The 24,710-nt window shown below is 58.0% G+C and carries 24 protein-coding genes; 13 read left to right on the top strand and 11 right to left on the bottom strand.

The window, feature by feature from the left end; genetic code table 11:
- Positions 1-73: 73 nt before the first annotated feature.
- Positions 74-670, bottom strand: a complete 597-nt coding sequence (locus ACFPM8_RS19870; RefSeq protein WP_379000181.1) for a hypothetical protein — start codon at positions 668-670, stop codon at positions 74-76.
- Between ACFPM8_RS19870 and ACFPM8_RS19865 the strand changes: the two genes are divergently transcribed.
- The 3 genes from ACFPM8_RS19865 (at position 669) to ACFPM8_RS19855 (ending at position 4,740) form a co-directional block, all read left to right on the top strand.
- Positions 669-1,397 carry a glutathione S-transferase gene (locus ACFPM8_RS19865; protein WP_379000179.1) on the top strand — a complete coding sequence of 243 codons (729 nt, stop codon included), beginning with the start codon at positions 669-671 and terminating at the stop codon, positions 1,395-1,397. The two genes, ACFPM8_RS19870 and ACFPM8_RS19865, sit on opposite strands and share 2 nt — an antisense overlap.
- 134 nt (positions 1,398-1,531) lie before the next feature.
- Entirely contained in the window at positions 1,532-2,197 is a 666-nt protein-coding gene (locus ACFPM8_RS19860; RefSeq protein ID WP_379000177.1) for a TetR/AcrR family transcriptional regulator, read from the top strand.
- On the top strand, positions 2,194-4,740 hold the full coding sequence (locus ACFPM8_RS19855; RefSeq protein ID WP_379000175.1) for a PEP/pyruvate-binding domain-containing protein: 2,547 nt from the start codon (positions 2,194-2,196) through the stop codon (positions 4,738-4,740). Before ACFPM8_RS19860 ends, ACFPM8_RS19855 begins: the two co-directional genes overlap by 4 nt.
- 75 nt (positions 4,741-4,815) lie before the next feature.
- Here ACFPM8_RS19855 and ACFPM8_RS19850 read toward each other — a convergent pair whose 3' ends face one another.
- From ACFPM8_RS19850 to ACFPM8_RS19835, 4 genes are all read right to left on the bottom strand, one after another.
- Positions 4,816-5,277: a hypothetical protein gene (locus tag ACFPM8_RS19850; protein WP_379000173.1), complete on the bottom strand. Its 462-nt coding sequence runs from the start codon at positions 5,275-5,277 to the stop codon at positions 4,816-4,818.
- 53 nt (positions 5,278-5,330) lie between these two features.
- Positions 5,331-5,708: a hypothetical protein gene (locus ACFPM8_RS19845; protein ID WP_379000171.1), complete on the bottom strand. Its 378-nt coding sequence runs from the start codon at positions 5,706-5,708 to the stop codon at positions 5,331-5,333.
- Positions 5,709-5,815: 107 nt separating this feature from the next.
- Positions 5,816-6,823 carry a tetratricopeptide repeat protein gene (locus ACFPM8_RS19840; RefSeq protein WP_379000169.1) on the bottom strand — a complete coding sequence of 336 codons (1,008 nt, stop codon included), beginning with the start codon at positions 6,821-6,823 and terminating at the stop codon, positions 5,816-5,818.
- A 97-nt stretch (positions 6,824-6,920) separates the two neighbouring features.
- Positions 6,921-7,295 carry a nuclear transport factor 2 family protein gene (locus ACFPM8_RS19835; protein ID WP_379000167.1) on the bottom strand — a complete coding sequence of 125 codons (375 nt, stop codon included), beginning with the start codon at positions 7,293-7,295 and terminating at the stop codon, positions 6,921-6,923.
- A gap of 438 nt (positions 7,296-7,733) precedes the next feature.
- Here ACFPM8_RS19835 and ACFPM8_RS19830 point away from each other — a divergent pair, with 438 nt between their 5' ends.
- Positions 7,734-8,348 carry a glycine zipper 2TM domain-containing protein gene (locus ACFPM8_RS19830; RefSeq protein ID WP_379000166.1) on the top strand — a complete coding sequence of 205 codons (615 nt, stop codon included), beginning with the start codon at positions 7,734-7,736 and terminating at the stop codon, positions 8,346-8,348.
- Positions 8,349-8,774: 426 nt separating this feature from the next.
- Here ACFPM8_RS19830 and ACFPM8_RS19825 read toward each other — a convergent pair whose 3' ends face one another.
- The 5 genes from ACFPM8_RS19825 to ACFPM8_RS19805 form a co-directional block, all read right to left on the bottom strand.
- Positions 8,775-9,146 carry a cupin domain-containing protein gene (locus ACFPM8_RS19825; protein ID WP_379000163.1) on the bottom strand — a complete coding sequence of 124 codons (372 nt, stop codon included), beginning with the start codon at positions 9,144-9,146 and terminating at the stop codon, positions 8,775-8,777.
- 133 nt (positions 9,147-9,279) lie between these two features.
- Positions 9,280-10,050 (bottom strand): MORN repeat-containing protein, encoded by a 771-nt coding sequence (locus ACFPM8_RS19820; RefSeq protein ID WP_379000162.1) that lies wholly within the window; start codon positions 10,048-10,050, stop codon positions 9,280-9,282.
- A 22-nt stretch (positions 10,051-10,072) separates the two neighbouring features.
- Positions 10,073-11,173 carry a hypothetical protein gene (locus ACFPM8_RS19815; RefSeq protein ID WP_379000160.1) on the bottom strand — a complete coding sequence of 367 codons (1,101 nt, stop codon included), beginning with the start codon at positions 11,171-11,173 and terminating at the stop codon, positions 10,073-10,075.
- A gap of 75 nt (positions 11,174-11,248) precedes the next feature.
- On the bottom strand, positions 11,249-11,617 hold the full coding sequence (locus ACFPM8_RS19810; protein WP_379000158.1) for a hypothetical protein: 369 nt from the start codon (positions 11,615-11,617) through the stop codon (positions 11,249-11,251).
- A gap of 114 nt (positions 11,618-11,731) precedes the next feature.
- Entirely contained in the window at positions 11,732-12,043 is a 312-nt protein-coding gene (locus ACFPM8_RS19805) for a hypothetical protein (protein WP_379000156.1), read from the bottom strand.
- Between the two features lie 678 nt (positions 12,044-12,721).
- On the opposite strand from ACFPM8_RS19805, the gene ACFPM8_RS19800 reads away from it, so the two are divergent.
- Positions 12,722-13,369 carry a M949_RS01915 family surface polysaccharide biosynthesis protein gene (locus tag ACFPM8_RS19800; protein ID WP_379000154.1) on the top strand — a complete coding sequence of 216 codons (648 nt, stop codon included), beginning with the start codon at positions 12,722-12,724 and terminating at the stop codon, positions 13,367-13,369.
- 25 nt (positions 13,370-13,394) lie between these two features.
- Here ACFPM8_RS19800 and ACFPM8_RS19795 read toward each other — a convergent pair whose 3' ends face one another.
- On the bottom strand, positions 13,395-13,952 hold the full coding sequence (locus tag ACFPM8_RS19795; RefSeq protein WP_379000153.1) for a cob(I)yrinic acid a,c-diamide adenosyltransferase: 558 nt from the start codon (positions 13,950-13,952) through the stop codon (positions 13,395-13,397).
- 95 nt (positions 13,953-14,047) lie between these two features.
- On the opposite strand from ACFPM8_RS19795, the gene ACFPM8_RS19790 reads away from it, so the two are divergent.
- The 8 genes from ACFPM8_RS19790 to ACFPM8_RS19755 all read left to right on the top strand — a co-directional run bounded on the left by ACFPM8_RS19790 (position 14,048) and on the right by ACFPM8_RS19755 (position 24,541).
- Complete coding sequence (locus tag ACFPM8_RS19790; RefSeq protein ID WP_379000152.1) at positions 14,048-15,457, top strand: FAD-binding oxidoreductase; 1,410 nt, start codon at positions 14,048-14,050, stop codon at positions 15,455-15,457.
- Positions 15,458-15,510: 53 nt separating this feature from the next.
- Positions 15,511-17,022, top strand: a complete 1,512-nt coding sequence (locus tag ACFPM8_RS19785; protein WP_379000150.1) for an FAD-linked oxidase C-terminal domain-containing protein — start codon at positions 15,511-15,513, stop codon at positions 17,020-17,022.
- 34 nt (positions 17,023-17,056) lie between these two features.
- Positions 17,057-18,124, top strand: coding sequence for a glycolate oxidase subunit GlcE (gene glcE / locus ACFPM8_RS19780; RefSeq protein ID WP_379000148.1), 1,068 nt, complete (start codon positions 17,057-17,059; stop codon positions 18,122-18,124).
- 12 nt (positions 18,125-18,136) lie between these two features.
- Positions 18,137-19,366, top strand: a complete 1,230-nt coding sequence (glcF, locus tag ACFPM8_RS19775) for a glycolate oxidase subunit GlcF (RefSeq protein ID WP_379000146.1) — start codon at positions 18,137-18,139, stop codon at positions 19,364-19,366.
- 133 nt (positions 19,367-19,499) lie between these two features.
- Positions 19,500-20,294, top strand: coding sequence for a DeoR/GlpR family DNA-binding transcription regulator (locus tag ACFPM8_RS19770; RefSeq protein WP_379000144.1), 795 nt, complete (start codon positions 19,500-19,502; stop codon positions 20,292-20,294).
- Between the two features lie 310 nt (positions 20,295-20,604).
- The gene (gene glpD / locus ACFPM8_RS19765; RefSeq protein ID WP_379000142.1) at positions 20,605-22,146 is read left to right on the top strand and encodes a glycerol-3-phosphate dehydrogenase; all 1,542 of its coding nucleotides are present in this window, start codon (positions 20,605-20,607) and stop codon (positions 22,144-22,146) included.
- Between the two features lie 161 nt (positions 22,147-22,307).
- Positions 22,308-23,804 (top strand): glycerol kinase GlpK, encoded by a 1,497-nt coding sequence (gene glpK, locus ACFPM8_RS19760; protein ID WP_379000140.1) that lies wholly within the window; start codon positions 22,308-22,310, stop codon positions 23,802-23,804.
- A gap of 35 nt (positions 23,805-23,839) precedes the next feature.
- Positions 23,840-24,541, top strand: a complete 702-nt coding sequence (locus ACFPM8_RS19755) for an MIP/aquaporin family protein (protein WP_379000138.1) — start codon at positions 23,840-23,842, stop codon at positions 24,539-24,541.
- Positions 24,542-24,710 lie beyond the last annotated feature (169 nt).

Below are 24,710 nucleotides of genomic sequence, written 5' to 3'. Positions count from 1 at the left end.
CATATTGCTGACGAACAATTTACGCAATCATCCTTCAATGCCGGCAATCGGCTGGTGTGGCGCAAAATACCTGTCAATCTATTTTCACTTTTGCCTGGAAGGTGAGGGCGCCATAAAGCCGGTCTTTATAGTTTGGAATGAACGCCAGATTCAAGCCGACCCTTTGATAATCGACGCTGACAACCGGAATCGCCGCCAAAAACCAACCGCCATTTTGCATCTTCGGATAGCCGTTAAAGCCGCCGGCGACGACGCCTAACCTTGCCGGCCCGATGAACAGCGGTTGGTAATACACGCCGACGTAGTTGGAATAGGCTCTATCGCTGTTGTAAAACCTGCCGGCTGTGACGGAGGCCACGGTTGAAAATCGGTATTCGACGCCAAGACCGAGGTTGCGGTCATTCAGGCCCTTGTCGCGATTGAGGTGATAAGAATAGAAGCCGGCATTCAGCCATGTTTCGCTCAGCGGCTTGTTTTCTATCATTCCAAACAGATCGCCCTGCTCGGCTTGCGCGTAAGAACAGGAAAAAAGTAACACAACGGCTAATTTTCGCAGCAGCGGCAATGTAGGCATGGGGATCTCAAGGATTTTTGACCTGCGCATGGTGTCATGAATAAATGGCGAAATCAATTGATGAGGACGGAACACGCTAGAGGAGGGGCTGATCATGCGTTACAAACTGTATTATTGGCCGACGATCCAGGGACGCGGAGAGTTTGTCAGGTTGGCGCTGGAAGAGGGCGGCGCTGATTATATTGATGTGGCGCGCCGCTCGGAGCGCAGCGGTATGGGCGTGCCGGCCATGCTGCGCCTGATGGAGGATGTGGCCGTATCCCGGCCGTCGTTTGCTCCGCCATTTTTAAAGGCGGGAGAACTGATCATCGGACAGACCGCCAACATATTGTTGTTCCTGGCGCCAAGGCTGGCCCTGATACCGCCTGATGAATCGAGCCAACTGTGGGCGCATCAACTGCAGCTGACTATTTCCGATTTGCTGACCGAGGCGCACGACACCCACCATCCGATCGCCAGCAGTCTGTATTACAAGGATCAAAAGCCGGAAGCGTTGCGGCGGGCCGCGGACTTTACCGCGAACAGGCTGCCGAAATTCCTGGATTATTTTGAGCGCATTCTGGCGCACAATCCGCATGGTGACGGGTACCTGTTGGGCACCACTTTCTCCTACGTCGATCTGTCGATGTTCCAGGTCATGGCCGGTCTGCTGTATGCATTTCCGAAGACGATGAAACGGCTGGCGCCGAGCTATCCGCACTTGCTGGAGTTGCACCGGCGTGTCGCCGAGCGCCCGCGCATCGCCAGGTATCTGGCATCGGCGCGACGGCTGGCGTTTAACAAACAAGATATTTTTCGCCGCTATCCGGAGCTGGACGCATGACGGCTGGATTGCTGCGGCATGCAACGTAACGCGCTGGCCCGCACCTTCTTTCTGATGCGGTCGCTATGGTCTTGTGGAATTATATTTGAACGACGTATAATATTTTCCGTCGTTCAATAAATTTCCATTGCTCCATGACTGCCTCGACTTCTTCACAGCCCGATACCAATACCGACATCGATCCCGGCAGGCGCGAACGCAAGCGCCGTCAGACCCTGGATCACCTTGCCGCCACCGCCTTCCGCCTGTTCGAGGCGCACGGTTACGACGCCGTGACCATGGAGCAGATCGCCGCCGAGGCCGATGTATCCAAGGGCACTCTCTACAACCATTTCCCGATCAAGGAAGCGCTGTTGGCGCACTTGTTTCATGGCGAGCTGGCGCGTGACATGCCGCGACTGCGGGCTGCGATCGAGGCCGAGCCGGATTTTGCCGGCCGCATGCGCTGTCTGCTGCATGCCTCGGCCGACTGGTCTGAAAGCCATCGCACCTATTTGCCGCATTACTTGCGCTTTCGCCTCGCCAATGTCGATAGCGGCGAAGCCGACGCCGATGCCAAGCGTCCCCGCAGCGGCCTCGACCAAGTATTCGAGGCATTGATACGCGCAGGCCAGGCGGCCGGGGAACTGCGTTCCGATCTCCCTTCCGTGCAATTGGCGCAGATGTTCCATTTCCTTTACCTGGGTGCGTTGATGCGCTGGCTGGCCGTGCCCGACAGCGAGCTTCGAGCCGAATTTGACGCCGTGTTGGACGTGTTTCTGCGCGGCTTGATCGCAGCGCGCGCCGGGAGCACGCAATGAGCGCCCTGATTCTCGACTGGGACGCCGCGGCGCACGCCGGCCCCGCCCAAGCCGGCGGCAAAGGTTGGCAATTGGGCCGTCTGGCCCGATTCGGAGTTTCGGTGCCGCCCGGCTTTATCATTGCGGCCGCCGCCAGTATCCAACGCCAGCCCGGCGACCCGCTACCGGCCAACCTGGTCAAGCTGCTGACAGAAGAAATCACGCATCGAGGCTGGAGTCAGCGCCCGCTGGCGGTGCGTTCCTCGGCCCCGCAGGAAGATTCCGCGCGCGCCTCGTTCGCCGGCATCCATCGCTCTTGCCTGAACGTGCAAGGTGAGGCGGCAATTATCCAGGCGGTGCAGGAAGTCTGGGATTCGCTGTGGACGCCCCATGCCGTCGCGTACCGGCAGCGCCTCGGTATCGCCGACAGCGAGGCGGCGATGGCGGTACTGGTAATGCCCTTGCTGCCGGCGCAAGCCTCGGGCATTGCCTTCACATGCGATCCGATCTCAGGCCGCGATGATCAATTGCTGATTCATGCCCACTGGGGTTTGGGCGAGGCCTTGGTGGCCGGCCAGGTCGATGGTGACGAGTACCGACTCCAGCAGAACTATCTGGATGACAGTTTGCACTTGATCGAACAGCGCCTGGGCAGCAAGGCTAGCATCAGCATGCCCGTTGCCACGGGCGGCACCGAGTTGCGCGCAACGCCGGCCGACCTGGCAGGTCAGTCCGTGTTAAGTCCGGCCCAGGCATTGGAGTTGGGCGAATTGGCGCGCGATGCCGCAAGCGCCCTCGACTACACCAATAGCGGTTACGACGTGGAGTGGGTGTGGGACGGCGAGCGCTTCTGGATAGTCCAGGCGCGGCCGGTCACCGCCCGCGGCCGCCATACCTACCCGCAACTTGCAAATCAGCCGGCCCTTTGGTCACGCGGCAATACGCGGGAAATACTGCCCGAGCCCTTGTCCGCGTTGGACTGGGGACTCAGCCGCACGATGGTCAACCGCATGCTCACCCGCGGCTACGAACTGAGCGGCTATGCTCCGCGAGCGGGAGTCCAGCGCGCCGGACTGTTCCACGGCCGTCTTTATCTCGAGACCTCTCTGATGCAATGGGAAGGCTACGATGCCCTCGGCGTGCCGCCCAAGGCCATGAACCAGCTGCTGGGTGGCCGCCAAGCGGAGATCAGCGTGTTGCCTCCAACGCCTGGGCAACGTTGGGCTCGGGGGCTGCGCATGCTGCGTTACCTGCGACGCTCCATTCGCGTGCGCCGCAACGCCGACGCCGCGCTGAAGCTGGCCAGGCAGCGTGCCGCCGATTGGCTGGCTCAGGAACTGCCGGTCGACAACGCCGAGCTGGCGCGACAATTGCGCCGCCAGTTCGCTGCGGTTCATGGCGCCGACGACCTGTTCTTCCTGCAGGGCTCAGGCGGCGGCACCTTATTCAACCTGGTACAGCTGGTGGAAAAGTACTGCCCCGGAGAAGGTCACGCCCTCACGGCCGCCTTGATGGCCGGCGGCGAGCCGAGCGTCACCGCCGCGCAAGGCTACGAACTGATGGAACTGGCCCGGATTGCCGCAGGCGACGCCAAGACGCTGGAGTGGCTGCGCCGCCCCGACCGCATCGCTATCGACTGGCCGCAACAACTCGCTGAAGACAGTCCATTTCGCCACGCCTTTGCCGACTTCATGCAGCGGCACGGCCATCGCGCCGTCTATGAGACCTATCTGCGCAGCCCGCGCTGGCGTGAGGCGCCGGCTTACCTGCTGGACAGCGTGCTCAATCTAATCGGTTGCGATCCAGCCCCGCTGCGCCAGCGCCAGCAGCAAGCGGCAGCCGCTGCCTGGCGGCGGCTGCGTCGGGATCTGCCTGTCTGGCTGCGGCCGATCGTGGTGAAGTTGGTGAAGACGTCCAGCGTCGAGAGTAACCATCGCGAGGCGGCCCGCAGCGTCCTGGTCGCCTACCTGGAAGTCCTGCGGCGGGGAATTTGCGCGCTTGCTCTACGCTTGACCGGGCCCGGCGGGCTGGAGCGGGCGGACGATATTTTCAACCTGACCGCGGCCGAAATGTTCGCGCTCGCCGAAGGCCGGCTGCCGGTGGCCGCCGCCGCTTGCCGCGCCGTGGAAAGACGCCGCCAGTTTGACGCCTGGCTGGCCGAATCCGAACCGGATGTGGTGACCGAGCATGGTGCCGCCGTGCCGCCATCCGATGCCAACGCTGAGCGCGCGGGAAATGGCGGCGGCGAAGGCTGGCGCGGTACCGCCGTCGGCAGCGGCCATGCCCGCGGAACAGTGCATCTTGCCCGCAGTCCCGCCGACGGACTGGCGATGGCGGCGGGCGCTGTGCTGGTGACCCCATCCACCGACCCGGCCTGGACGCCGTTGTTCCTGAAGGCCGGCGCATTGGTGATGGAGACCGGCGGCTATCTTTCGCACGGCGCGATTGTCGCGCGCGAGTTCGGCATCCCGGCAGTGGTGAATTTGCCTGGGATACTCGATCAGTTGCGTGCTGGCGAGCAGGTGGAAGTGGATGGCAGCAGAGGGGTGGTGCGGCGTCAGTGAATTGCTAAAGCACCTGCCAGAGCTCAATGGGATGGTCGCTGCTGATCCGATTGACTCATCGCAAGGCAATTTTCTCTAACGCACTCGTACAAAGTATTCACGGAGGTGAAGTGTTGGAAAAGTTTCTCCTCCCAAGTAGATCCATATAGTGTTCTCACCGTCGAAGTGGTACACGGTGATTCTCGGCAAGCCTGTCACCGGCTCGCGGGTACTGATTGCGACCTCGGTGCGAGTGCTGCCGAGCTGCTTGTATGGATGTGTCTCTTTGAAGCCGGCCATCGTCGACTTGATCCCGAGTGCGGACTGAATCTCGCAGTCCGGCATCTCGGTGCTAACCGCACTTGAGGTAAAAGTGATGGTTTGCCGACCCGTCATTTGCTCAAGGAACAGCAGCGTCTTGTCTTCGAGTCTGGCTCGCTCCCGGTTGAATGTCATAGTCAGTTCGGCGTCCGACTTCCATTGCCCAATCAGCTTCGGGTCAGCGCGTGCGACGCCGACACAGGCGACGAGCACGAGTGCTATGGCGAATTTCTTCATGGGGCTAACCCCGACTTGGCCGACATGGTGCCTTGGCGAGGGTGAGTGGTGTGTTAAGTGCGATTCCCATGTTCTACGGCTGTTGGGGCGCGACACTTTGGCGGAGCGTACCCATGTTGGATTTGATTAAGCAACGATTGGACAGTGATTTCCAATTCGTCCTGGTTGCACCAGTATTCGTCGATGATGCCGAAAGCGCTGTAGCGGGAGGTGTTAAAGCCGTCTTCGATATCGTTGTACCAGACGACGATTTGTCCAAGCACCGCAACGACCCAGAAACCGCCGCCTTCATCTCCGTATGGGCATTGCGCCCATTTTTGCGGCGCAAGCTTGATTGTCTCCCACAGCCTTAGCTGTTCCGGATTCATCCGTACTTCAGCCTGGACGATGTTGTCCCAAATCTCAAGTTCGGTAATCGGTTCCCAGGTCATTTCTGCGTGCTCCTCAGTCTGAAATGGCCAGCGCAGTAATCATGAAAATAAAATTAGCGAAATCCAAAATTGGCAATAATGGATCCGATCGTGGATTCTCAAGCAATTTAACGCCGTAGCTCTGGGGGAGCCCCTTTGTTGCTAAGGGCAAGTGCTTCCTTAATGTGGTTCAGTGGAGAACAATTCTTGTTATTAGTGACAATTTCATGAAGATCCGGGTAAAGCGTCTGTGCTTCAGTGAAGTATGGTTTTCCAGAATCAGGAACCCCGGATATGACGCTTTGAGCCCATTTTCGGTAAAGTGCCGCAGCCAACATATAACGCCCAGCGCCGTAGTTCATGATACTCAGTGCCTGGCGAGAGCGCTTAATTGACTGCTCATAGTCATCCTTCTGGCAGAGAAGAAATTGAGCGTAATTTCCGTAGCCCCATGCAGCATCAGGTTCGAACTCTAGTTGTTTTCGATAGATTTCATCCGCCTGGTCGAGCTTGCCCACAGCTTTGTAGTATTTAATTAGTCCCTCCAATGCTGATCCCATGGCCTTCTTGTTTGACGTCTTGCTATCGACTACTTGTCGATATAGTTGAGCTGCTTCTTCGTATTTTCCTTCATCGATTAGCAAATCCGCCCAGTTGTTTTGAAGCCATGGATCTTTGGTTCCCAGTTTTTTCGCCTGTTCAAGAGCCGCCACGGCGTCCTGGTGTCTATTCATCAGACCGTACACATGACCCAATAACACATATGCCTCAGCGTAATTCGGACTAATCTCGATCGCTTTTTTGATCGAGGATTCTGCCGCTTCAAGCGAGCCTGGCTGGAAATTTTTATAGTTTATGTGCCCGCTCATAATGGCGTATCTCGCCAACTCCCTATATGCAGGCGCATAACGAGGCTTTTCCTTAAGGACGCTTTCGAGTTCAGCACGTGCGGCTTCCAGAGATGAAGTGTCTCCGCGGTAGTGATCCAACGAAGCTACGGCATGATTAAATCTCGCCGAATATGAATCGCGTAATATCGATTGCTCTGCTGGTGTTGAATTATATTTTTCAGCTGCGGCAAAAGCCGGGGCTGACGCAAAAATGACGATTGTGCTGACAATGTAAAGTCGTTTCATGTTGATTTTTCTAATTCGTTTTTGTAAGCGATACAGCGGCAGTATTGGGTTTTTTTACGTCTAACCGGCACTCAGCCCGAGACGGCCGCCGCTGCAATCATGATTGCGCGTCCAACGTCTTTGCTCCAGCAATAGTCCAAGCCTTGCTGATTCGGCCGTCCTGCACCTCGTAGATCATGGTCAACTCGATCTTGCCGGGGCCTTCGGCGAAGGTGCGCGTCACCCGCTCGTGATCCACCACAATGTTCCCCATCACTATCCGCTGCAGCAGTGCCGCGTACAGGTTCTGCTCCTGGAAACGTACCAGGAATCGCTCGCGTAGCGCAGCCGAGCCGCTCGCGAGCAGGGTTGCCGGATGCTCGAATGTTTGCGCATCGTCGGCGTATATCGCCAGCAGCGCTTCGATATCGCGTGCGTTGTATGCGTCAAGCTGGCGCTGGACGACTGTTTCAGGAGACGGTAATGGCGACATATGGTTTTGACCTGGCTATTGAATTGAACGGACCCCGCATTTCGGTAAGGGTTGTAGTGTACGGATAACGCTTGTCATCGTCTATGCAGCAAACCTCCGGGAACTGTCGGCTCGAGGTGCTGGTTGCCGCGACCAATCACGTCGCCGGCCAAGAATGCTCAGGCACTAGTGGACTGTAACGATAGATTCGATAGTGCCTGCCGCGTACTCGACGCGCATGGCGGCGTTGCAAATGCTCGCGATAGCCCACTATCGCTGTGCTTCGCGCCTTGCACTGCACGCCGGGTACACGCCTTTCACTCCCGAATCCACCCTTACAGCCCACTGGTTTGAAGCTTGCCGTGTTTCAATTCGAAACACTTGATACACAATCCCGATGTGTAATTGGCCGACTCCTCAGTACACTCAATTCATCGTCAACGTTCACTGGAGAATCAAATGGAAGCCATCCAATCAGCACCTCGCATGCACCCGCTAGTCGCCGGCGCGGCAGTGTCCTTAATTTTGGTGAGCCTGCTTGGCGTGGCGGCGATTACCGGCTTGATCCCGAGTTCTCACGGTAACGTCGAAGCTCCGCAAGCTGCAGCCGCAACCCCTGCGCCACAGCTGGCAATGAGCGCTCCCGCTGCGCCCGTAGCCCCAGCAGCAGGGGCGCCGGTATTGGTTCAAACAGCGAACGGCTATCAATACATGCAGCCGGTTGCCGCGCCTGCGGTGGCTGGATATCAGGTTGAGCCGACGCGCACTACGCCGCCACAAAAAACCGTAGTCCATCACGTTTATCGTCATCATCAAGCATCGTATGCACAGGCCGAGCCTGCGCCAGCGCCGCAATACCAAGCCCAAGCTCCGGTCGAGCAATCGCGCCCGGTAGCGCAAGCCGCGCCAGTCGCACCACAAGTGAGCCCGTTGGGGATAGCTACCGGTGCGGTGATCGGCGGACTGCTGGGACATCAGGTTGGCGGCGGGAACGGCCGTACTTTGGCGACAGTTGCCGGTGTGGTTGGCGGCGGATATTTGGGTAATACGGTCGCCAAGAATTACGGCTACTGATTAAGCTGCGGGCGGCGCATCTTCGGCGCCGCCAGCTCACCCGCCAGTCTTCGCCGCAGCAGCATGCGCGGCCGCAACCTCGGCGCTAACGGATCTCACCGTGCCAGCTAAGCAGAGTTCAGAATAGATCGCCAATGTCTAACGCGATGTCAAAGAAGTCATACAAGTAAAATCCATCGCAGCTTCGGTTGTCGCCCAGTTCGACACTTTGTCGCTTCTCCGATTCCCGGCGTACGCGATCCTGATCATCTAATACGACCACTTGCTCCTTGGTAAAGAGCATTTCGGCGGGAAGCGCAGCGCCACAGTACAAGCAGCGATCGAACCTGCGATTCAGGATCCCTCGTTTGCATGAGGGGCATGCATACCTTGGATGAGGCTCTACCATCATTTCACGGAAGGTCGTCCGCTATTGGTGCGCCTGCTTCATACCGGCCGCAACTGCTCGGCAAGCGAGCGCGTCTTTTCGGTGACGACATCGCCAGTGTGAAGTGTGGATTTACGTTCGATCAGCATGACGTGGCACTCCTGCTCCGCCACCGGGTTGTGCCGAACGCCTTTGGGGACGACGTACATTTCGCCTTCGGACAGTTCGACCGAGCCTTGTTCCATTTCGATGCGTAGGTGGCCTTTGAGGACCAGGAACAGTTCGTCTTCGTTGTCATGGCTGTGCCACGCCAATGAGCCGTTGATCTTGGCTACCTTGATGTATGAATCATCGACTTCCGCCACAACGCGAGGCGACCAGTGTTCGCTCAGTGATGCTGCGACTTGTTTGGGGGATATGACGTTCGACATCTTGCTCTTGCTGACTAACGGGTTTACACGTCACCTGAACAGCTGGTGCATTGACTGATAACGCACTGCGAGTCGCCCCGCAAGCGAGGCGGCACATCCAATGAGCAACCTCTTGGCGCTCGCAGGATTGTGGTCAGGGACTACGACCCAGCTTAGGCCGGGCCTTTGCGACAGGTGGGGAAATCTGCGACAGCCTGACCCACTTCTGGGCCACCTGTTCGCCGACACCATAGTCGACACCGGAACGCTGGCGTTGGTAGTCGTAACGCGGGATGCCAAGCAAATTCGCTTCCGTCGTTTGCACCAAGACCAAGCCGTCGTTGCGCTTGATTTCGATGACCAGGCCCAAGTTCGTCAGATCGCCGGGCTTCAGCGCCTGCCGAAACGCCTCCAATGTTTCATCTTGCTGCGCCGTGGTCGCGGGCGCAGTTGCCGGCGCTTGATTCAGCCCTTGCAGGAAATCGTCGTGATAGCGGGCTTGGGAGTTCCGGCCCGATTTAGCCTCGGTGTATTGCCCCAGCCCGTTTTTCCTGCCGGCGCTGAAGGGGCCTTTAAACACGTCGCCGTTGCGCCAGGTATACACACCATCGCCCTGCGGCACGCCGTCTTTTATGCCGCCTGCATAACGGTCGCCGCTGGCGTAGCGAATTTCCGCTTTATTCTCAAGCAAGCGGCCTTGCTTGAATTGGCCTTGCAGCTCGTCGCCATTGGCGAAGCGCACGACGCCGCTGCCGTCGCTCAAGCCGTTCAGACACGGCCCTTGATATTGATGGGCCGGCCAGGCTTGGCTGTCGCTTAAACGGCAAGCCGCCGTAGCGTCAGCAGCCGGCAAGGCCTGGACTTCGTTGGCGGCGGTAGCAGCGTTGGCAAGCGGACTCAGGCAGGACAGCCAGAGCGCGACCAACAGCCCGGCCCGAGACGGCCGATTAATAGGGAAGGGTTTTCCAAAGCGCCACATAAACATCCGGGTTCGTATAGTCTGAAGAAAGAAATCCCGCGTCCTGCAACAAGCGATCGCGTAGCGCCACCCCGGTTTCAGTGTATTTGCCGGTGAGGGCGTAGGCGCTGACCAAGGTGTTGAATTTTTGCTCTATTTCCAGCGGCGTTCTGGCGCGGCGGACTTGCGTAAAAGAGAGGGTATGGGTATTGGGGATGGTTTCCACGTTTTGCGCTTCTTGGGTTTGGATAAATTCGCGCCGCGCAGTCTCTACCGTCTCCGGGTCTTCTATGCCGCCCGGCAAGCATTTCCAGTAAGGCACCGGCACCGCTTTGCCCAAGGTTTCAATCACGCCCAGCTCAACCAGCAGGCGCACCGAGGCATGCCGGGCTTCGATCCGCGACAAGGAGTCGCTCCAGCCGATCGAATTGCCATTGATGCTGATGTCGTAGTTGTGATCGACGCTGTCGAGGTTCAGCACCATCGCATTGGTCGACGCGGTGTGGTTGGCAATCGAAAACATCGTGGTCTGGTTGGCGTAAAAATCCATCACGATACGGGTGCTGGTCTTCTGTGTGTTACGGCCAAAATCGAAGTTGGTCATGCCCTTGCCGGCGCCGAACTCGGTGGATAAATTTTGCGAGGTTTTTTTGTTGTAGAACGCGCGGTCAAACTCGGTCACCGCGCCGTACAGGGTAAAAATCGTATCGTTGCCAAACGCCCGGCTCGGAATCATCGCCGCCCCGCCGATATTGAACAATTGCGTTTCGTCTATCGTCGGACGGTAGACGATGCTGAGCGGGCCGCCGATTTTAGACAGGGTGCTGACGGTCATATCGCGCAAATCAATCGGGATTTCACCGTCTCTGGACGCGCCGGTGGCATCCCTGATCACGCCAACCTCGATCGGCAGCGGCTGATCGACATAGGCGTTCAACATCCGGCCAAAACATTGCAGGCTATTGTTAAACGCGTTAATCCGTTGTTTGGGGAGGCTATTAGGCTCGACCACCAGGGCTTCGCGGCTGGCGCAGGCGGCGAGTAATGCCGTGACCAGCAAAATGTAAATAAAGCGAATCAAACGCAGCATCGTGTGTTTTTATATTAAGAAAAATTATTCTAATAGCTTATTCAGACGGCAAATTTTTTATCTCTTGCGATCCGTTTATCTCTTGGCCGGGCCTGGATTGACAATGGTTGAACGGGAGTGATCTGCATTGATGATAATCGTTGCGTTATTCATTCTTGCATTCGATCCGATATTGACGCTATTGACATTCGCGCCGCCGTCGCTTGTCCCTTTGACAGTCCGGTGATTACCACCTTCGGACATCCCTGCACGGGATTCTTTATTGGCACGATTCGTTGCGTTGCTGGTAATGAATTGGGTGTTCGTTAATGGCTTGGTGTCTTTCTGCATTTGGCTCAATTGCCCTTTATATGCATCGTAGGTAGTGCTGTCGGCCAGGGCCAAGCCAGCATGGGAGGCGGACAATATAAACAATAGAAGGGTCTTGGAAATTGAGCGGATCATATTATTTATACTCCTCGATTAATTGGTAAGACTCTCAAAAGAAAGCGCCGAAGCCCTTAAGCGACGGCGCCTACTTATTTCGATTAAACAAACGGTGAATTATTGGCTATGGATTTATTTGCCAACAACGATCGAATTCTGCGTACCTTGACCAGTAATCGAATTGTCACCGCCTTTAAGGCTGATGGTGTTAATCGAACGTGCTTTCGCATCGTTGACGATAATCGAGTTTTGGAGCGCAGCACCGCCGATAGTGGCATTGCCGCCCTTAATCGGACCGATTCCCACTTTGGCGCTGCCTACGGCTACGTTAGTGATTTTATTCTTCGTTCCTTCTTGCTTGATCGTGTTAGTGGTATCCGCAAAACCGATGCTGGAAACCATACTCATAAAACCAAACACAACAATACTTTTAGCGAATCGCATGATAGCCTTTCTTTGTGAGTAAAAAAAACGAACTACACTTAACTTCCCTGGTTTTGTTCAAGTAAGTAGGTCTCCCCAGCACCTCTCGAAGCGTAGAAGCATGGGGCGAATACAACAGATGAGACTTCTTGTTTTCGTCTGTCAGACCACTTGCGCGGATCCCCTTCACGCCCATCCTTATAAAGCGCTCCGCCCGTTGCTCTGAAGGCAAGTTCTGTTATGAGATACGTGTTGACGATAGGGCTTTTATTAATTATAGGCAACCAATTTCCAGTGGTCAACACTGCTGAATGCAGCGCTTAGCTATAGTGTTGTTTTTGAGAAAAAGAAGGCTGTTGGGCTACATTGGGCAAGTGGGCAGAGTTGTTCATTTCTACCAGAACTGTATGAAATTCAATGACATGGAGCGCATCTTGCTCCAGCCCAGCCACTGTTCCAGCCTCGCGCGACGAGCGTGTATGCGCGGTAGGCGATGCGGTCTGGCCAATGCGCTACTGTGTCGTATCCTGATATTTACTGCAGGATAATTAACTGCAGATTGTCTGCTCATGTTGTCGAAGCATGGCTTGAGCGGCTGAAAATGCAAGCCCGACTGGCAGGAGCCTGATCAGGGCGCCGATGCATGGGAACTGGATATATTTATTGCAACTCTGTATCAGCCATCTTATTTAAGAAATCATGATAAAAAACTTATTATCAATACTCATAAACGGAATTGTTTTTGTAATTTGCAACAGCGCTTCTGCTTCCGAAATAAGCATTTCAAAAGTAGATAGCAGCTTTCTTGTTGAAGAACATATTCATCTTAATAAAGGGGAGCTGGTTTCTGCTTTTAACTTACAAGATAAAAATGGCCGGCACGTGCTGGTTTTGACAAGAAAAATTGGCCCATCGGAAATCGAAAGAAATCCTGCTCGGAATGAGCGAATTGATTTGCAGGCGGTGTTTTATACAAAAGCCAATGAAAACTGGACTGAAGAATGGCGCATCACGGATTTTGTCGATTGCCCCGGCTTGGATTTCAGTGCGTCATTTTTTTCAAATGCGGTGACGATGACCGATTTGAATAAGGACGGTGTCGCCGAGGTTACAGTGCCTTACCAAATGTTTTGCGGTGGCGGGGTTGATCCCAGCACGATTAAAGTCATCATGCGGCAGGGAAAAGAGAAATTTGCGATTAGGGGCGAATCCCTGATTGTGATTCCCGGTCAAGAACCTTTCGGCGGCGGCAAAACCTACGATAAATCCCTGATGCTGCCTGAGAACGCGATATTCAAGAAACATCTTGAAGCGGTGTGGAAGAAAATCTACATCCAGCACTATTGAAATAGCAGGCCTCCTCGTGGCGCAATCAAATATCGCGCTGACGATCCTTCTGCCACAACACATCGCCGCCGCCCTCGACCCGATTCAACACCCGCGACAACACAAACAGCAAATCCGACAAGCGGTTCATATAGAGCCGTAGCGGCGGCTGCACCGTTTCATGTTTGCCCAGGCTGACTATGTTGCGTTCGGCGCGACGGCATACGGTGCGGCAGACATGCGCCAGCGCCGCGGCGCGGGTGCCGCCGGGCAGGATGAATTCTTGCAGCGGCGGCAAGTCGGCATTGTATTTTTCCAGCAAGCGATCCAGGCGCGCCACCTGCGTCTCGGTCACCAGCGTATAACCCGGGATGCACAGCTCGCCGCCGAGGTCGAACAGGTCATGCTGGATCGAAAATAATTCTTCGCGCAAGTCAGTGTCCAGCGCCTCGCACAGCAGCACGCCGAGTTGCGAATTGAGTTCGTCGACCTCGCCGATCGCATGGATGCGCAGGCTATCCTTGCCGGTGCGGCTGCCGTCGCCGAGGCCGGTGGTGCCGTTGTCGCCAGTGCGGGTGGTGATTTTCGAGAGTCGATTGCCCATGATTTTTAGCCTGTGCCCAGAATGGAATGACGCACACTCTACACCAGCGTCGGCTCGGACCGCGGGGTAGAATTCAAAAAAACCGGAGACCCCACATGAATCAAGCTGTTGACCAAACGGCGTTAAAAAAGCCGCTACCCGAGACCTTGCTGACGGCGCTGCATTCCTTGTTTGGCGAGCGTTTCACGACCACGCTGGCGATGCGTGAACATCACGGGCGCGATGCATCTTCCTACGATCCGATGTTGCCCGATGCGGTGGTGTTTGCCGAGTCGACCGATGAAGTCGCCGCCGTGCTCAAGCTGTGCAGCGAACATCGGGTCCCGGTCATTCCTTTCGGCAGCGGCACTTCGCTGGAAGGTCACATCCTGGCGGCGCAAGGCGGCATCTCGCTTGATTTGTCGCGCATGAACCGACTGCTGGCGATCCATGCCGAAGACCTGACGGCAACCGTGCAGGCCGGGGTCACGCGCAAGCAACTGAATCATGAATGCAAGGACAGTGGCTTGTTCTTCCCGATTGATCCCGGTGCCGACGCCACCATCGGCGGCATGGCCGCGACCCGCGCTTCCGGGACCAATGCAGTGCGTTACGGCACCATGCGCGAGAACACGCTGGCGCTGACGGTGGTGACTGCCAACGGCCGAATTATCAAGACCGGCACCCGTGCCCGCAAGTCCTCCGCCGGCTACGACCTGACGCGGCTGTTTGTCGGCAGCGAGGGCACGCTGGGGGTGATCACCGAAGTGACCGTCAGGCTGTATCCGCAGCCGGAAGCGGTCTCCGCCGCGGTCTGTTCGTTCGGCAGCGTGGCCGATGCGGTCAACGCGGTGATACAGACGATTCAACTTGGGGTGCCGGTGGCGCGGGTCGAGCTGCTGGACCGGAACGGGGTCAAGGCGATCAACGCTTATGCCAAGCTGGCGCTGCCGGAGCAGGCGTTATTGCTGTTTGAATTTCACGGCAGCGAACACGGCGTCCAGGAGCAGGCCGAAACAGTGCAGGCGGTGGTGGCCGAACATCACGCCACCGGTTTTGAGTGGGCGACGCGGCCGGAGGATCGCTCGCGCTTATGGGCGGCCCGTCACAACGCCTATTTTGCGCTACTGCAGATGCGTCCCGGCTGCCGCGCCATTTCGACCGATTGCTGCGTACCGATTTCGCGGCTGGCCGAATGCATCCTCGAGACCCAGGCCGATTGCGAAGCGAACGACATGATTTATTCGATCATCGGCCATGTCGGCGATGGCAATTTCCATGTGCAAATGCTGGTCGATCCCGACGATGCGGCCGACATCGCCCGCGCCGAAGCAGTCAATGCGCGGATGGTCGGCCGGGCGCTGGCGATGGATGGCACCTGCAGCGGCGAGCACGGCGTCGGCCTGCACAAAATGGATTTCCTGATCCAGGAACATGGCGTCGAAGCGATCGAAAGCATGCGCATGCTGAAGCATGCTTTCGATCCGTGCAACATCATGAACCCCGGCAAAATCATTCGCTGGTGAAGCGCCATGCTTCTCACATCGCAGTACCTCACATCAGTAACAGGAATGCCAGAATGAATGTCGTCGCACCCGCATCTGTCCCCGCTTCCACAGAACCAGCTTTCAGCCCCGCCCGCCAACAGCAGGTGGTGGCGGCATTGCGCCAGATACTGCCCGCGCATGCCGTGCTGTTCAACGACGAAGATACCCGCCCCTACGAATGCGATGGCTTGGCCGCTTATCGGCAATTGCCGATGGTGGTCGTGTTGCCGGAAACCGAGGCGCAAGTTGTCGCGATCATGCAAACCTGCCGCGATCTGCAAGTGCCCATCGTGCCGCGCGGCGCCGGCACCGGACTGTCGGGCGGGGCGATGCCGATCGCCGCCGGGGTCGTGCTGTCGACCGCCAAGTTCACACGCGTGGTCAAGCTCGATGCCGCGGCACGAACCGCGACGGTGCAGCCGGGAGTGCGCAACCTGGCCATTTCGGAGGCGGCAGCAGCGCATGATTTGTATTACGCGCCGGACCCGTCATCGCAGATTGCCTGCACCATCGGCGGCAACGTCGCCGAGAATTCCGGCGGCGTGCATTGCCTCAAATACGGCTTGACGGTGCACAACGTGTTGCGAGTGCGGATGGTGACCATCAACGGCGAGATTGTCGAACTCGGCAGCGAGGCGCTGGATGCGCCCGGCCTCGATCTGCTGGCGGTATTCATCGGCTCCGAAGGCATGCTGGGTGTAGTCACCGAAGTCACCGTCAAATTGATCCCGAAGCCGCAACTGGCGCGGGTCATCATGGCCTCGTTCGACGACGTGGTGCAGAGCGGCAATGCGGTCGCCAACGTGATCGCCGCCGGCATCATTCCCGCCGGCCTGGAGATGATGGACCGCACCAGCGTGCGCATGGTCGAGCCGTTCGTCAAAGCCGGTTACGACACCGATGCCGCAGCGATCCTGCTGTGCGAATCGGACGGCACCAGTGAAGAAGTGGAAGAAGAAATCGGCCGCATGCGCGAGGTGTTGAACGCCAGCGGCGCGACCCGCATCGAGGTGTCGCAGACTGAAGCGGAACGCTTGCGTTTCTGGTCCGGGCGCAAGAATGCCTTCCCCGCTGCCGGCCGCATTTCGCCGGACTATTACTGCATGGACGGCACCATTCCGCGCAAGCATCTGGCGCGGGTATTGCTCGGCATCGCGCACATGGAAAACAAATACGGCTTGCGCTGCGCCAATGTGTTCCATGCCGGCGACGGCAATCTGCATCCCTTGATTTTGTTCGACGCCAACCGGCCCGGCGAACTGCATCTGGCTGAGGAATTCGGCGCCGAGATTCTTGAATTATGTGTCGCCGTCGGTGGCACGATCACTGGCGAGCACGGCGTCGGCATCGAAAAAATCAATTCGATGTGCGTGCAGTTTTCCCCGCTGGAACGGGATGCATTTTTCAGCGTCAAGCGCGCCTTCGATACTGCCTTTTTGCTCAATCCCGACAAGGCCATCCCGACCTTGCAACGCTGTGCGGAATACGGACGGATGCACGTACAAGGCGGGCAATTGAAGTTCGCCGAACTGCCGCGTTTTTAGCCATCAATCTCCGTCGCGTAAAGATTAAAAACTCATGGATACACAACAATTCCGGGATCAAATCACGGCGGCCAGCGCCGAACGCCGTCCGCTGCGAATACGCGGCGGCGGCAGCAAGGACTGGTACGGCCAGCAGCCGCACGGCGAGTTGCTGGATACCCGCGCCTACAGCGGCATCATCGACTATGAGCCGACCGAACTGGTAATCACGGCGCGTTGCGGCACGCCGCTGGATGAGATCGAAGCAGCGCTGGCGTCGCGCAATCAGGCGCTGGCTTTCGAGCCGCCGCATTACGGCGCCGGCGCCACGCTAGGCGGCATGGTGGCGTGCGGTTTGTCGGGACCGTCGCGGCAGGCGGTCGGCGCGGTACGCGATTTTGTGTTGGGTGCGGTGCTGATGGATGGTCGCGGCGACACGCTGCGTTTCGGCGGCCAGGTCATGAAGAATGTCGCCGGCTACGATGTCTCGCGTTTGCTGACCGGCGCGCTCGGCACGCTCGGCCTGATGCTTGAAATTTCATTGAAAGTATTGCCGCGCCCGGTGGCCGTCAGCAGCCGCCGTTTTGCGGCGACCGAAGCCGAAGCGATTGGCCGGCTCAATGAGTGGGGAGGGCAGCCGCTGCCGATTTCCGCCAGTTGCTGGAGCGACGGCGTGTTGACGATACGCTTGTCGGGAGCGCAGGCGGCGGTCAGCGCGGCGGAGAAAAAACTCGGTGGCGAGACGGTCGTTGATGACCATGCGTTCTGGCACAGCTTGCGCGAGCAGACCCATGCGTTCTTCGATATTCAGGGGCCGCAGAAAGCGTTATGGCGCTTGTCGGTGCCGTCCGTGACGCCGCCGCTTGCGCTGCCGGGCGCGACCTTGATCGAGTGGGGCGGCGCCCAGCGCTGGCTGCGCACTGGCGCCGATGCCGACGCTGGAAAAATTCGCAGCGCGCTGGCCGGCATCGGCGGTCACGCGACTCTATATCGCGGCGCGGACAAAAGCGTCGGCGTGTTCCAGCCGCTGGCGCCGGCGGTCGCGCAGATACACCGCAACCTGAAAGCCAGTTTCGACCCGGCCGGGATTTTCAATCCGGGGCGGATGTATCCCGATTTCTGAAGACGGATTTTCATGCAAACCAACTTAGCCGATTTCATCAAAAACACGCGTGAAGGTCAGGAAGCCGACGCTATTCTGCGCGCCTGCGTCCATTGCGGTTTTTGTACCGCGACCTGTCCGACCTATCAGCTGTTGGGGGACGAGCTGGATGGTCCGCGCGGTCGGATTTACCTGATCAAGCAAGTGCTGGAAGGGAAGCCGGCCACCGCCAAAACGCAATTGCATCTGGATCGCTGCCTGACCTGCCGCAATTGCGAGACCACCTGTCCGTCCGGCGTGCAGTACGGCCGCTTGCTGGATATCGGCCGCAAGGTGGTGGACCAGCAGGTGCCGCGTCCCGTCGCGCAGCAACTGATGCGCAACGCGCTGAAAGCGCTGTTGCCGCGGCAATGGCTGTTCAAGCCGGCCATGCGAGCGGGGCAATGGCTGCGGCCTGCGCTGCCGCAAAAGCTGAAGAACAAGGTTCCCGAAAAACAGAATGCCGGCATGCTGCCGCAGCGCCGGCATGCACGCCGGATGCTGTTGCTGGATGGCTGCGTGCAACCGGCAATGGCGCCCAACATCAATCGCGCCACCGCCCGCGTATTCGATGCGCTGGGCGTGCAACTGATGGTCGCGCCGAAAGCGGGGTGCTGCGGCGCGATTCGATATCACTTGAACGATCAGGACGGCGGCCTGGACGATATGCGCCGCAATATCGACGCCTGGTGGCCGTATGTGGAGGGCGGAAACATCGAAGCCATCGTCATGACCGCATCCGGCTGCGGCGTCACGGTCAAGGAATATGGGCATTTGCTGGCGCACGATCCGGCCTACGCCGCAAAGGCCCAAAGAATTTCGGCGCTGACGCAGGACCTGAGCGAGATTTTGCCGGCGTTCGAAGCGCAGTTGCAGCAACTGCTGGGCGGCAAGCTGCATTGCCGGGTTGCCTATCATCCGCCATGCACCCTGCAGCATGGACAGCAGATCCGCGGCAAGGTCGAGGGTTTGCTGCGCAATGCCGGCGTCGATGTGCAGCTGTGCGCCGATAGCCATTTGTGTTGCGGCTCGGCCGGTACCTATTCGGTGCTGCAGCCGGAACTGTCGCTGCGCCTGCGCGACAACAAGCTGAATAATTTACAGGCGACCGGGCCGGACATGATTGTGTCCGCCAATATCGGTTGCCTGACTCATTTACAGTCGGGCACCGCGACCCCGGTCAAGCATTGGATTGAGTTGCTGGATCAGGCTTTGACCCGATAGGTGACACTGCGTGAGCATGATGTCGGGACAAAGATCATTCATAATCGGAGACCTTATTTTTAATCAGTTGAGGACAGAGTAATTCGTCGCGCTTCGGCGACTCTTAAACTCTGTCCCGCAAAAGATAAAATTTATGCCACAGATATCAGCGCCGACGCTTAACGCGCGTCAACAGGAATTGCTAAGTTATGTCCAGCGCGACGGCTTCATGACGGTCGAGCATTTGGCAAATCGTTTCCAGATCACGCCGCAGACGATACGGCGCGACATCAATTTGCTGGCGGAATTAAACCTGTTGCAGCGCTATCACGGCGGCGTCGGCTTGCCGTCCAGTGCCGAAAATATCGCTTACGGCGCGCGGCAAGGATTGTATTCGGAAGAAAAACGCCGCATCGCGGCCCTGGTGGCCGAGCACATCCCGGACCAGGCCACACTGTTCATCAACCTCGGCACCACCAATGAGGAAGTGGCGAAGGCGCTCAGCCGCCGGCGCAACCTGCGCATCATCACCAACAATCTTAACGTCGCGGCGATCATGAGCGGCTACCCCGGCTGCGAAGTGATCATCACCGGCGGCGTGGTGCGTGCCCGCGATCTCGGCATTACCGGCGAAGAAACGATAGACTTCATCCGCCGCTTTAAAGTCGATTTCGGCATCATCGGCATTTCCAGCATCGAAGCCGACGGCACCTTGCGCGATTTCGATTACCGCGAAGTGCGGGTTTCCGAGGCGATCATCGAGCACTCGCGCACCGTGTTCCTGGTGGCCGACCATTCAAAATTCTGGCGTCCCGCCTTGGTACGTCTGGGCGACATAGCTAAGATCAATGCCTTGTTTACAGACCAGCCGGTGCCGGAGGCGATGCAACAGGTTTTCCAGGAAGCGCAAGTCGATGTATTTGTCGCCGCCAAGCCTGAATCTGAATAAGGCATCAAACGGCTTCTTATCCGAGCTTCTCAAGTTTCCGCCCCCACCCCGCCGCTTGCGGCAGCGCATGCCTGCTCGCTGTCATTACCAGGTCATTGCCGTGAGGCACAATAGGCGGCGACTATCCGCATGAGAGTCCATTGCTATCGCGCAATTGCTATTCATTGATATAAATGATTGTTAATGTTCGAATTCGAACAATATACTTTCGAATATAAATATTTTATGATGCTCGGTGACATTGCGGGCATGCTCTTTTGATAGCGGCATGTCGATTCAATGAGTGAGTTACCGACACAAGGAGATAGCAGTGGCGCCAGGTGAGATTGTCGATTTATTGGTGGTTGGGGGCGGCGTCAACGGCGCCGGGATTGCGCGCGACGCGGTAGGGCGCGGGTTGAGTGTGCTGCTGTGTGAACAGGATGATCTGGCGGCGCATACCTCATCGGCCAGCACCAAATTGATACACGGCGGTTTGCGCTACCTGGAACACTACGAATTCAGCCTGGTCCGCAAGGCTTTGCAGGAGCGCGAGGTGCTGCTGCGCATGGCGCCGCACATCATTGCGCCGCTGCGCTTTGTGATGCCGCATGTGTCCAGTTTGCGGCCGGCCTGGATGATTCGCGCCGGCTTGTTTTTGTACGACCATCTGAGCAAGCGGGAAGTATTGCCTGGCTCGCGCGGCATCGATTTCCGCCGCCACGTGGCCGGCGCGCCGCTGAAGAAGACCCTGACCAAAGGCTTTGTCTATTCCGACGCCGCAGTACAGGATGCCCGTCTGGTGGTGCTGAACGCGATGGATGCCAAGGAGCGCGGCGCCACGATTTTGACCAAGACCCGTTTGCTGGAAGCCCGGCAGGGCGAGCAATATTGGGATGCGCGCTTGCTGTCGACCGCGACCGGAGCGGTGTTCAATGTCAGCGCACGCTGCATCGTCAATGCCGCCGGACCTTGGGTCGCGAACCTGCTCAACGGCGCATTGAATACCCCTGCACAGCATCAGATCCGCCTGGTCAAGGGCAGCCATATCGTGACCAAGCGCCTGTTCGATCACAATCACGCTTATATCTTCCAGAACCCCGACCAGCGCATCGTATTTGCGATTCCGTACGAAAAGGATTTCACGCTGATCGGCACCACCGACGTCGAGTACACCGGCGATCCGAGCAAGGTCGCGATTTCGGAAGAAGAGATCGCTTACCTGTGCGAATCGGTCAACCGCTATTTCGAGGTCGCCGTGTCGTCGGAGCAAGTGGTGTGGTCTTACGCCGGCGTGCGTCCGTTGCTGGAAGAAGAAGTCGCCAATCCATCCGCAGTCACGCGCGACTATAAGCTGGAGCTGAAAGCCGAGCCGAACCGGGCCCCGGTGTTGTCGGTGTTCGGCGGAAAAATCACGACCTACCGCCGTCTGGCCGAAGAAGCGATGGAGCATTTGCAGCCGCTGTTCGGTTACAAGAAAGCGCACTGGACCGCGCACGCGCCATTGCCGGGCGGAGATATGCCGAATGCGGATTTCGCCGGCTTCCTGAAACAATTCCAGGCAGCGCACGCATGGCTGCCGGCGGCATTGGCGGAACGTTATGCACGCGCTTACGGTACCCGCGCCGCGCAACTGCTGGACGGTATTCGCGATCTGGCCGGACTCGGCGAGCTGTTCGGCGCCGATTTATATGAGGCCGAAGCGCGCTATCTGGTGCGTAACGAATGGGCGTTGAGCGCGGATGACATTCTGTGGCGCCGTTCGAAACTGGGATTGCGGCTTGATGCCGATGCGGTAAATCGTTTGAGCGCCTGGCTGGCGGCGCAGCAAGCGGCATCGCTGACGCCGCCCAAAACAGCATTGCATGCCTGATTTTTTGTACCGCTGCAGGAAGTAGCCGATACGCGCAGCAGCTAACGCGTACCGGATGACATGTATTGCAGCGGAAAATAAAAAGACGGATCCGGGCAACTCTGGATCAAAGTCGACATCCGGTCCGCTTGTGCGGACTTACCAACCTTGGAGTAGACAAGTTGAAAGATAAATACATTCTGGCCCTGGATCAGGGCACGACCAGCTCGCGCGCAATTCTGTTTGATCGCCAAGGCAACATCGTTTCGTCGGCGCAGAAAGAGTTCCGCCAAATCTATCCGCAACCGGGTTGGGTCGAGCACGATCCGCAGGAAATCTGGTCGACCCAGGTCGGCGTCGCCGCAGAAGCCTCGACCAACGTCGGCTTGGACGGCACCTCGATTGCCGCCATCGGCATCACCAACCAGCGTGAAACAACCGTAGTCTGGGATCGCGAAACCGGCAAGGCGGTCTACAACGCCATCGTCTGGCAGGATCGCCGCACCGCGGGATTCTGCGACGAACTGAAAGCGCGCGGCCTGGCAGAGAAGATCCGTGAAAAGACCGGCTTGCTGGTGGATTCCTATTTTTCCGGCACCAAGATTCGCTGGATCCTGGAAAACGTCCCAGGCGCACAGCAACTTGCCGATCAGGGCCGGCTGGCATTCGGCACCATCGATACCTGGCTGGTCTGGAATATGACCCGCGGCAAATTGCACATCACCGATGTCTCCAATGCATCGCGCACGATGCTGTTCAACATTCACACGCTGGAGTGGGATGAAGAGCTGCTGCAGATCATGGGCATCCCGCGCAGCATGTTGCCGCAAGTACGCTCGTCGAGCGAAGTTTACGGCCACACTGAAATCTCCGGCTTCGGTTCCGAAATCCCGCTGGCAGGGATTGCCGGCGACCAGCAGGCGGCGCTGTTCGGGCAGATGTGCACCCAGCCCGGCATGGTCAAAAATACCTATGGCACCGGCTGCTTCATGATGATGAACACAGGCACCAAGCCGATCATCTCGAAGAACAATCTGCTGACCACGGTAGCCTGGAAAATCGGCAACGAAGTGAGCTATGCGCTGGAAGGCAGCATCTTCATCGGCGGCGCGGTGGTGCAGTGGTTGCGCGACGGCCTCGGCATCATCAAGACTTCGGCTGAAATCGAAACCTTGGCGCGTAGCGTCAAGAGCAGCGACGGCGTCTACCTGGTGCCGGCGTTTGCCGGTCTCGGCGCGCCGCACTGGAATCCGCATGCGCGCGGCACCATCTTCGGCGTCACCCGCGGCACCACCTCGGCCCACTTCGCCCGTGCTGCGCTCGACAGCGTCGCTTATCAAACCATGGATGTGTTGAAGGCGATGGAAGCGGATGCCGGGATTGTGATTCCGGAGTTGCGAGTCGATGGCGGCGCCACCAGCAACAATTTGTTGATGCAATTCCAGTCCGACATTCTGGGCGTGGATGTGGTGCGTCCGAAGGTGACGGAAACGACGGCGCTCGGCGCCGCCTACCTGGCTGGCCTGGCGGTCGGCTATTGGAGCAGCACCGACGACGTGCAAGGACAGTGGCAGCTCGATCAGCGCTTCCATCCGGCGGCGCCGAGCGAAGAAGTGCAAGCCAGCGTCAAAGGCTGGCAGCGCGCGATCGTGGCGGCAACCGCTTGGGCTGATGCCTGATTCCATTTCACATCACCTATTCGAAAGAGCTTGTCATGACTCCCTTATTAGCTGAATTTATCGGCACCACGTTGTTGGTGTTGCTGGGCAACGGCGTGGTTGCCAATGTCATTTTGAACAAAACCAAAGGCAACGGCGGCGGCCTGATCGTGATCACCGTCGGTTGGGCCATGGCCGTGTTTGTGGGGGTATTTGTTGCCGCCGCGGCCAGCGGCGCGCACCTGAATCCGGCGGTGACTATCGCGTTGGCGGTGGCCGGCAAGTTTGCCTGGGCCGGCGTGCCGGCCTACGTCGCATCCCAAATGCTGGGCGGGATGATGGGCGCGTTCCTGGTGTGGCTGATCTACCGCAACCATTTCGAGCACACCGACGACGGCGATACCAAGCTCGCCGTATTCTGCACCGGCCCTGCGATTCGGAACATTTTCAGCAACCTGGTTTCCGAGGTTATCGGCACCTTTGTGCTGGTTTACTGCGTGCTGAGCATTGCTTCGCCGAAGTTCGGCCTGGGTGCGCTGGATGCGTTGCCGGTGGCTTTGCTGGTGATGGCGATCGGGGTATCGCTGGGCGGCACGACGGGCTATGCGATTAACCCGGCGCGCGATCTGGGGCCGCGGTTGATGCATGCGATTCTGCCGATTCCCGGCAAGCGCGATAGCGACTGGGGTTATGCTTTTGTGCCGGTGCTGGGTTCGATACTGGGCGGGGTGTTGGCGGCACTGCTGCACAACCTGTAAGTAATAAGAAGGGCACTTCGAAAAACCTACTGCGCGTCCCAATCTCGGGCCTGTGATGCTCACCGTACCTCCGTACGGCTGCGCTTCTCGGCTCGACCTTGGGCCGCTCGCTACGGTTTTTCGAGGTGCCCACTTGATGCCGCTGCGAAAGCGGCATCAAGCGTCCGGC

The organism is Paraherbaspirillum soli (assembly GCF_042654985.1).
In the GTDB taxonomy this organism is placed as follows: Bacteria; Pseudomonadota; Gammaproteobacteria; order Burkholderiales; family Burkholderiaceae_D; genus Paraherbaspirillum; species Paraherbaspirillum soli.
Note: the sequence above shows the minus strand (reverse complement) of the source record. Positions and strands in the feature narration are given on the sequence as shown.

What these genes read in the sequence shown, in the direction of transcription:
- ACFPM8_RS19790 (WP_379000152.1), top strand. Translation starts at nt 14,048, where the DNA reads ATGAATCAAGCTGTTGACCAAACGGCGTTAAAAAAGCCGCTACCCGAG.
- ACFPM8_RS19855 (WP_379000175.1), top strand. Translation starts at nt 2,194, where the DNA reads ATGAGCGCCCTGATTCTCGACTGGGACGCCGCGGCGCACGCCGGCCCC.
- ACFPM8_RS19835 (WP_379000167.1), bottom strand. Translation starts at nt 7,295, where the DNA reads ATGTCGCCATTACCGTCTCCTGAAACAGTCGTCCAGCGCCAGCTTGAC.
- ACFPM8_RS19850 (WP_379000173.1), bottom strand. Translation starts at nt 5,277, where the DNA reads ATGAAGAAATTCGCCATAGCACTCGTGCTCGTCGCCTGTGTCGGCGTC.
- ACFPM8_RS19810 (WP_379000158.1), bottom strand. Translation starts at nt 11,617, where the DNA reads ATGATCCGCTCAATTTCCAAGACCCTTCTATTGTTTATATTGTCCGCC.
- ACFPM8_RS19830 (WP_379000166.1), top strand. Translation starts at nt 7,734, where the DNA reads ATGGAAGCCATCCAATCAGCACCTCGCATGCACCCGCTAGTCGCCGGC.
- ACFPM8_RS19840 (WP_379000169.1), bottom strand. Translation starts at nt 6,823, where the DNA reads ATGAAACGACTTTACATTGTCAGCACAATCGTCATTTTTGCGTCAGCC.
- ACFPM8_RS19770 (WP_379000144.1), top strand. Translation starts at nt 19,500, where the DNA reads ATGCCACAGATATCAGCGCCGACGCTTAACGCGCGTCAACAGGAATTG.
- ACFPM8_RS19870 (WP_379000181.1), bottom strand. Translation starts at nt 670, where the DNA reads ATGATCAGCCCCTCCTCTAGCGTGTTCCGTCCTCATCAATTGATTTCG.
- ACFPM8_RS19865 (WP_379000179.1), top strand. Translation starts at nt 669, where the DNA reads ATGCGTTACAAACTGTATTATTGGCCGACGATCCAGGGACGCGGAGAG.
- ACFPM8_RS19825 (WP_379000163.1), bottom strand. Translation starts at nt 9,146, where the DNA reads ATGTCGAACGTCATATCCCCCAAACAAGTCGCAGCATCACTGAGCGAA.
- ACFPM8_RS19845 (WP_379000171.1), bottom strand. Translation starts at nt 5,708, where the DNA reads ATGACCTGGGAACCGATTACCGAACTTGAGATTTGGGACAACATCGTC.
- glcE (WP_379000148.1), top strand. Translation starts at nt 17,057, where the DNA reads ATGGATACACAACAATTCCGGGATCAAATCACGGCGGCCAGCGCCGAA.
- ACFPM8_RS19805 (WP_379000156.1), bottom strand. Translation starts at nt 12,043, where the DNA reads ATGCGATTCGCTAAAAGTATTGTTGTGTTTGGTTTTATGAGTATGGTT.
- ACFPM8_RS19860 (WP_379000177.1), top strand. Translation starts at nt 1,532, where the DNA reads ATGACTGCCTCGACTTCTTCACAGCCCGATACCAATACCGACATCGAT.
- glcF (WP_379000146.1), top strand. Translation starts at nt 18,137, where the DNA reads ATGCAAACCAACTTAGCCGATTTCATCAAAAACACGCGTGAAGGTCAG.
- ACFPM8_RS19815 (WP_379000160.1), bottom strand. Translation starts at nt 11,173, where the DNA reads ATGCTGCGTTTGATTCGCTTTATTTACATTTTGCTGGTCACGGCATTA.
- ACFPM8_RS19785 (WP_379000150.1), top strand. Translation starts at nt 15,511, where the DNA reads ATGAATGTCGTCGCACCCGCATCTGTCCCCGCTTCCACAGAACCAGCT.
- ACFPM8_RS19795 (WP_379000153.1), bottom strand. Translation starts at nt 13,952, where the DNA reads ATGGGCAATCGACTCTCGAAAATCACCACCCGCACTGGCGACAACGGC.
- ACFPM8_RS19755 (WP_379000138.1), top strand. Translation starts at nt 23,840, where the DNA reads ATGACTCCCTTATTAGCTGAATTTATCGGCACCACGTTGTTGGTGTTG.
- ACFPM8_RS19800 (WP_379000154.1), top strand. Translation starts at nt 12,722, where the DNA reads ATGATAAAAAACTTATTATCAATACTCATAAACGGAATTGTTTTTGTA.